Source organism: Bacillus mexicanus, from assembly GCF_050445615.1.
GTDB classification, from domain to species: Bacteria; Bacillota; Bacilli; order Bacillales; family Bacillaceae; genus Bacillus; species Bacillus mexicanus.
Genome location: NZ_JBCEYV010000009.1, coordinates 1 through 7013, shown reverse-complemented (window position 1 = coordinate 7013; position 7013 = coordinate 1). Strand labels below are relative to the sequence as shown.

Sequence of the window (7013 nt, the reverse complement as noted above, 5' to 3'; positions counted from 1 at the left end):
TATGTATTTCAATACAACGGTATTATTACTAGCTTTAGTGAAGAATAGGGGACACAGTCCCGGAGCGGGTAGCGGTGAGGTTTTAAAACAAAAAACCCCTTGGAGTAGGGGAAATGAATAGAAGGAGTGTACGGCTAATTTTTGACTGGTGGAGTGTATTTGAAAAAGTTGTTTTTAGCTGCATCTCTTAATTCGGCTATACGTTCCTTTTTGGTTCTATCACTTTCGAATACATCAGAGAATTGATTACCTTTGAACAGTTCTCCAATGGTGGGATGAACCGTATTGGTTTCGGGATTTATAAAATATGCTCTCTCTAATATTATGTTTTGGAAATAAGTGTGTAGGTCTGTTAGAGGGTTGTGGTTTCCGTATCCTAAATCTGTGAGTTTTGAAGAATCAACTATTTCATTAGGGGAAAAGTGGTTATTAATAAGTGTTTCGGCTTGTTCCATATGTTCTTGTAATGTATCGATGGTTTCGTATATTTTCTTAAGTGACTCGTCTGTTATATCACCAAATAGATTAAGTAAAAGGTGGTATTTTTTTAGTGTTGGAATTGTGTTTTTGAGGTCTTGAATAACGTCAAGGTGATTTTGATACGTTTGTTGCGAAGTATTGCTTCCGAGGTTGTGTCGAGCTTTATATTCGGGTGTCCAGAATGTCTGGATCCAATCAATGAAATCGTTGATAATAGTTTGGACTTCAGGGCTCGTTTTTAAATTCTCGATTTCCTGATACATCTCTAAGAAGTTTTTCTCATTCTCCAGGTATTTATATTTTTTTTCATCTTTGTCGTATGCGATGAAAAATGTTTTCGTGTCTTCTATTTCTTCGTGTGGGTGTTGCCTGTCGTTAGACTTAGGCGAAATTTTACCTCGTTTTTGAGTAATAACATAAAAACCGCCACCTTTATTTTCTATGGTGTAATCCAACATCTTCCCTTTGAATCCAAGCGGCCGAATTGTTTTATCTTTAAAAACAGGCATTTCAACTGACCCGTTTGCAAGCATTTCGTTACTGTGGTTTATTCTTGCATCAGCTTCATCAAAAAATAATTTATGTCTTAATTCAGGATCTCTGTTGAGGTCCTTTTCTATTACTTGAAATGGTATATGTGGTTTGTATTGTTTTAAAGTTTCAAAGTCCATTTTTACCATCCTCCCTTCGTTCTGGATTATAAATAAAGACTCGATTAAATATAGAATTTCCTCCATTTTTTTGTTTTACGATTAGAATATTAGAGACATTTTTGTTTAAATTTTTTCTACCCTCGGGTATTAAAAAGCTTCTCTAACCAGAGAAGTACAACATAAATTCCTCGGAATCTTATGTACAACAAGCAATTTTAAAAAACGTATTTTAAAAAATAATAGGAGGAGCAATTAACTGACAAAAAATTAAACAAATCAGCTAAGCAATTATATGACAAATCGAAGCAAATTTTGACACAGCAATAAAGAATAAAGGTCGATGATATCTACACCATCGCTCAACCTGCCTAAGCCCGGCAAATGAGTAAAGTAAGATAACAAGTATCTGGAAACAGAACTATCGCAACATTAATGTGTAGGAGAGATCCGTGAACCACATTTCGGGGAGAATGTTAACTCCTAAAAATAACAACATTGGGCGACGGAGATTTTTGTGAGGAGCGTAGCGACGAATTCGAAAAACATCGAAGATAGTTTTTCGTTCAAATGATGGTACATCATTTGAAGGTTTTTTGCTTTTAAAAATTGCGTAGCAATTTTATTTCCGGTAGAGCACAAATACTGGTGCGACGGCGGAAACATCGGTTAAGTGGCTTATTTTTTTGGTAAAAAAAATATGCGACTTAACCAGATGTTTCCCTTTCAGGGAATCTGGTGAGGGCACCGTTTTCGTAATTTTTCTTATGACGGCATTTGGAAAATTCGCCGAAGGCATTTTTCAAATAAGGAATTAGAAAAATCGAAAGTACGGGAATTTTTCTTAATGAGTGAACAAGTCTCCTGGAGAGACAACGTTCAGGAATTTAGAAAAAAAGAGCCTTTCGTGAGTTTTCAGCTACGCTTGCGCGCAGCCGAAAACTTATGCCTTTTTATGAATTGGTGGTGATGTGCCAGTGAGCAATAAATTAGATAATTCGCTTGAGAAGATAGATAAAGTGTTTGAAAAAATGAGAATGCAGTCGATTTCTGTTGATGGCGGCCGTGTTTCAGATAGAACGATCGATACATACAAAGATATGGTAAAGAGTTTAATGCGTGAGGTTAATAAAGAGTTTGGTATTTCTAATGTTCGTAAGGTGAAAGAGAGCCATATCAACGATTTAGTGCACAAAAGAATCGATAAGTACCACGATGGAGATACGAGCCAGGCGTATAATCTTAAAACAATGACAGCTGCGCTTAAAGCGTTTAATCTCGGAGTTGAGAAAACGAATGTTTTTAATCACAAGAAGAAGTTTGCCTTGGGTAATCCTGAAGACATTAGAGAAACAATGAAAGAGCAAAATGTATTTCGACATTCAAAAGCTTCGACCGTCTTGCGAGCAACTCCAGATGAATGCTGGAGCGTCATAGAAAACATTAAGAAAAAGGGATACAACACAGAGACAAGAAAAGCAGCATATCACGCTTCAAGAATTTCTTTGGAGACAGGTGGACGTATCAGTGCAATTCTTCGCCTTAGACCTTGCGACATTGATCTAAATGCCAAGACAATTACATATGTGAAGGATAAGGGCGGGCTTACGAGAACTTTAAAAATTTCCGATGATACAGCTAAATATCTCGAAGAATTAACGGCCGGTAAGAAGCTAACGGAGAGAATTTTTAATCCTAAACGATCTGACGGCACATTTTTGTCGGTAAAAGAACTTCGGAAAGAAATCAATAAAGTGGTTTCCGATGCTGGCCAACATTTAACCAGGAAAGAAGATGTGAGAATTAAGAATAAAAAAGGCAAGCATACCATTGTCGAAGTAGAAAAAAAGGCTTCACCTCATATGTTCCGTAAGGGTTTCTCGCTTCAGAGAACAATGGAGAATTACGAAAAATTGTCTTCAAAAACGGCCATTGATAAGTATATTGCTGAAAAAGTCGCTGAAAATCCAAAAGTAAAAGACAAACTGGAGACAGTGAGGGACAGAATTAATAAAGACAGGAATACAAAAAGGGATTTAACTCGTATGGAATACGCTATTTTTCTTACGTCTTTGGATTTGGGGCATTTCAGGAATGACGTTATAACAGCATTTTATACAACTTTCAATGAGGTTAAGGACTATTTCGATAAGAAAAAGTGAATTGGGAACGGCCAATACTGTTTTGGTCGTTTTTTTGATTGAAAAAAAGCTGATTCCGTATATATTGATAGTGTCAAAATTGCTTAATTTATTATTTGTTTAATACGTACCAAACTTAGATTTGGATTAATAAAGCGAAAAGTGAATTCTTAACGAGGATTCGCTTATTTTTTTTCCGTGAAAAACAGCGTTAAAAGAAATTTTAATGCTGTTTTTTATGGCTTGCCGGGATCTCCCGGCATCGACCACTATTTAAATATTTATTGACCTTTTTACTTGAAGGATATCGCTTGTATAACGTTTAATTTAATAGAGAGGTGATTATGTGGACGATATGGTAGATGAATTAGAAATCGACAAATATAAACAAATAAAAACAACTGACATTTCAAAGAATTTAGGTATCGGTGAGTCAACGGTCAGAAAATATGCTCAGCTTTTAGAAGATAAGGGTTATATATTTCGCCGGGATCTTAATGGAGCTCGGATTTATACGACCGCTGATGAAGTCGCCATCAATGAGTTGAAAAGACTCTCTAAGGAAGGAAAAATGGGAGTTGAAATGGCGGCTGCTCTGGTGGCGACACGAAGAAAAGACGAAAATCCTAACGTAGCGGCGCTACAAGACGTGCAAGTATTACAGTTTAATAATAATGTAATACAAGATATTAATAATGTAATGCACGATGTACGCTATATGAAGGAAAATGCAGTAACTAAAGATCAGTTTAATTTTTTGGTTCAATCAGTTGAAAAAGTCCTGGATAGTAATACTGAATTAATGCGGAAATTGGATGAATCGAATAAACATAAGGAAGATGCAGAAAAAGAAAACGCAATTCTTAAAGAAAAGCTGGACACAGCTGTTGAAATTCTTCAAAGGCTTGAGGAAAAGCCAAAAGGATTCTTTTCTAGGTTATTAGGTAAATAAAAAAGCGCACCCAAAAGGGAACGCTTTTTTGTTTTTTTGGCCTTGAAAAAGAAGGGGATATGAAATATAAATATAATGTATCAAATGCACAACATTGAAACTATGCATAATACTTGCATAAACAAAATTGACGGCATCGTATTTTTTAAATCGATAAAGTCTCAAAGGTTATTCTCAAAAGGGGGCATACATAATGATCGTTGGATACTCACGTATTTCCGATAAAACGCAAAAAAATCATACTCAAGTGGATCAGCTGAAGAAGTTTGGTTGCGACAAAATTGTTGAAGAAATAATCACCGGTGTTGCACCAGTTAAAGAATTAAATAAGTTAATTGAGGAACTGTCTGAAGGGGATACGTTGGTTGTGACGCGTGCAGATCGAATTGCAAGGCGTACGTCACAAATTCTTACTATTGCTGAGAGATTAAAAGAAAAGGATGTTAATCTCGTTATTCTGGATTTAGGGATAGACTCCAGGACACCGACCGGAAAGATGGTGTTAACCATTATGGGGGCTGTGTCAGAATGGGAAAGAGAGCAAATAAAAGTCAGACAAAAGCAAGGGATTAAATCAGCTCGTGAAAGAGGCGTTCATTTGGGACGTAAAGGAGAGTTTTCGAAAGATGGGTTAGCTCTTGCTTTGGAAATGTACGATAAAGGCGATAAAACGGTTGCTGAAATTTGTGCAGCTACAAAGGTAAGTAAGGCAACACTTTATCGAAAATTGAAAGAGCGAAAGAGCTCGTAATTGTCAGAAAAAAGAGGGATTTACTAGATTTTTAGGTATGAAATTGATAGATTAGAATAAGAGAAGACGCAAAAAAATCTCTGTCTAGCAAACAGAGATTTCATTGCGAGAGTGTTTCGTCTCAACAAAAGCCTTTCTTCCGGGAAGTCGAAAGGTTCAATTAATAAATTTATAATTTTATATTACCGATTCTGTAGATGTTTTTCAAGGGAAAAGTATTTATTCCTTGTGAGGTAATTAAAATTTTGTTGAGATGAACACACCTACCTTCTATTTGTTGCTTTTATAGAGAGAGGTGTATTTTTAATGGGTTTGGGTAAAAAACTTGCAGAGAACATTTTATATATTGCTCCGAAAGAGATTGGCGGAGAGTTTCAGAAAAGAAATTTAGGGTTGCCGGTTCAAGAGGTATCTCAGGAAGAATTTCTAGAAAGATTATTTGGTCATTTTGATGGACACGTTTGTATCTTTCAAAAACGGTCTGATGGCCAAACAAAAAATGTATTTTATAAACATAAAGATAAAGAACGAATGATGACATTTATTCAAAAGACTTTCGGAATAAATACATATATAGCTTATTCAACATTCTTCAAAAAAATAAAAAAGAGTAAAGAAGAAAAGCTTCGTACACAACAAAATATTGTACATACGCATATGTTAGTTCAAGACTTAGATTTTTATAAGTTTGGAATGTCTGATGCTGAGTGTCTACAGAAACTGGGAGCAATGATACGAAACGGTGAAATACTATGTCCTACATTCCTAGTTTCAACTGGCCGTGGTTATCAATTAATTTGGATTCTAGAGCCATTTAAAAACATCGAGGGTTATACCAATGACCGTGACTGGAAAGCCATACAGGAGCATTTATTTGATAAATTAAAAGCATTTAATTCTGATAGTGTTGTAAAGAATCCTGCTGCCGTTACTAGATTGGTAGGTAGTAAACATCAAGGTTCCGGAAATCTGGTATATGGATATTTAGCAAATGAGGTCGTGTTTTCGTTAAGCGATTTTCTAATGTTTCACGACATTGTTCCTACAGCTGATAGAAAAGTTAAACCTAAAGCTAAAATCGAAAAGCCTGGCCGGGTTACTCGAATGGTTGGCCAATGGAACGAATTCACTTTAAATCGTCAAAGAGAAGAAGATATTTTTACATATGTAATGGTTATGAATGAGCGTGGTGGTTTACCAATCAAAACAAAGCGAAATTGGTTAGCTTTAATATTAAGATTCCACGCTTTGGTAAGTACAAATGGAGATGAAAAATATGCTGAAAAACGTGTATTAGATCTTTGCGAAATATTGGATCTAACAGAAACATCAGAAGAAGAGATTTTAAGGCGTTCTAAGCCGGCTGAGGACTTTTATTTTGATTGGGTTAGTGACACTTGGGATCGTAACAAATACATCCGTGGTGGGCTATTTTATACGAATGCTAGAATGTTGGAGTTAATGGACATTAAAGAAGATTATTATGTTCAGTGGAAGATGAAAACCATCAAGATAAAAAACAACAAATACGAAGCAGCTCGTAAACGATTTGAGAAGTATTCTGAAGAAGAAGCTGAAAAGCATACTTGGGAAGCTTACCAGGAGCGTCGTAATGAAAAGTTAGCTGAACAGAAAGAGGACAAGCTCTGGCAACTAAAAGAAGCTATGAGAAGGCATCCTAATGCAACACAGAAAGAACTAGCAAAATATCTAGGTTTTAATCAATCTACTATAAGCCGTTTAAAGAAGCAATTAGATGGTAAATAATGGATATGCATCAACTTTCCCATTATAATACGAAGTAAATATAGAGGGGTGTTAAGAAGAAAAAGATCTTCTAAAACATCTCTCTTTTTTATGGTGTCTCATCAACTTTCCCAAAGGAATTATAAAAAAGTAAATGGTTGTTACTTATGTATTTCAATACAACGGTATTATTACTAGCTTTAGTGAAGAATAGGGGACACAGTCCCGGAGCGGGTAGCGGTGAGGTTTTAAAACAAAAAACCCCTTGGAGTAGGGGAAATGAATAGAAGGAG

At 35.7% G+C, this 7013-nt stretch carries 5 protein-coding genes; 4 read left to right on the top strand and 1 reads right to left on the bottom strand.

Annotation, left to right across the window (positions count from 1 at the left end; all coding sequences use genetic code 11):
• Nucleotides 1–134: 134 nt before the first annotated feature.
• Nucleotides 135–1151 carry a hypothetical protein gene (locus tag AAGG74_RS23365; RefSeq protein ID WP_429677384.1) on the bottom strand — a complete coding sequence of 339 codons (1017 nt, stop codon included), beginning with the start codon at nt 1149–1151 and terminating at the stop codon, nt 135–137.
• Between the two features lie 956 nt (nt 1152–2107).
• On the opposite strand from AAGG74_RS23365, the gene AAGG74_RS23360 reads away from it, so the two are divergent.
• The 4 genes from AAGG74_RS23360 to AAGG74_RS23345 all read left to right on the top strand — a co-directional run bounded on the left by AAGG74_RS23360 (nt 2108) and on the right by AAGG74_RS23345 (nt 6741).
• Nucleotides 2108–3292: a tyrosine-type recombinase/integrase gene (locus tag AAGG74_RS23360; protein WP_429677382.1), complete on the top strand. Its 1185-nt coding sequence runs from the start codon at nt 2108–2110 to the stop codon at nt 3290–3292.
• A gap of 325 nt (nt 3293–3617) precedes the next feature.
• Entirely contained in the window at nt 3618–4223 is a 606-nt protein-coding gene (locus tag AAGG74_RS23355) for a hypothetical protein (RefSeq protein ID WP_429677381.1), read from the top strand.
• 193 nt (nt 4224–4416) lie between these two features.
• Nucleotides 4417–4974, top strand: a complete 558-nt coding sequence (locus tag AAGG74_RS23350) for a recombinase family protein (RefSeq protein WP_429677379.1) — start codon at nt 4417–4419, stop codon at nt 4972–4974.
• A gap of 306 nt (nt 4975–5280) precedes the next feature.
• Nucleotides 5281–6741 carry a MarR family transcriptional regulator gene (locus AAGG74_RS23345; RefSeq protein WP_429677378.1) on the top strand — a complete coding sequence of 487 codons (1461 nt, stop codon included), beginning with the start codon at nt 5281–5283 and terminating at the stop codon, nt 6739–6741.
• Nucleotides 6742–7013 lie beyond the last annotated feature (272 nt).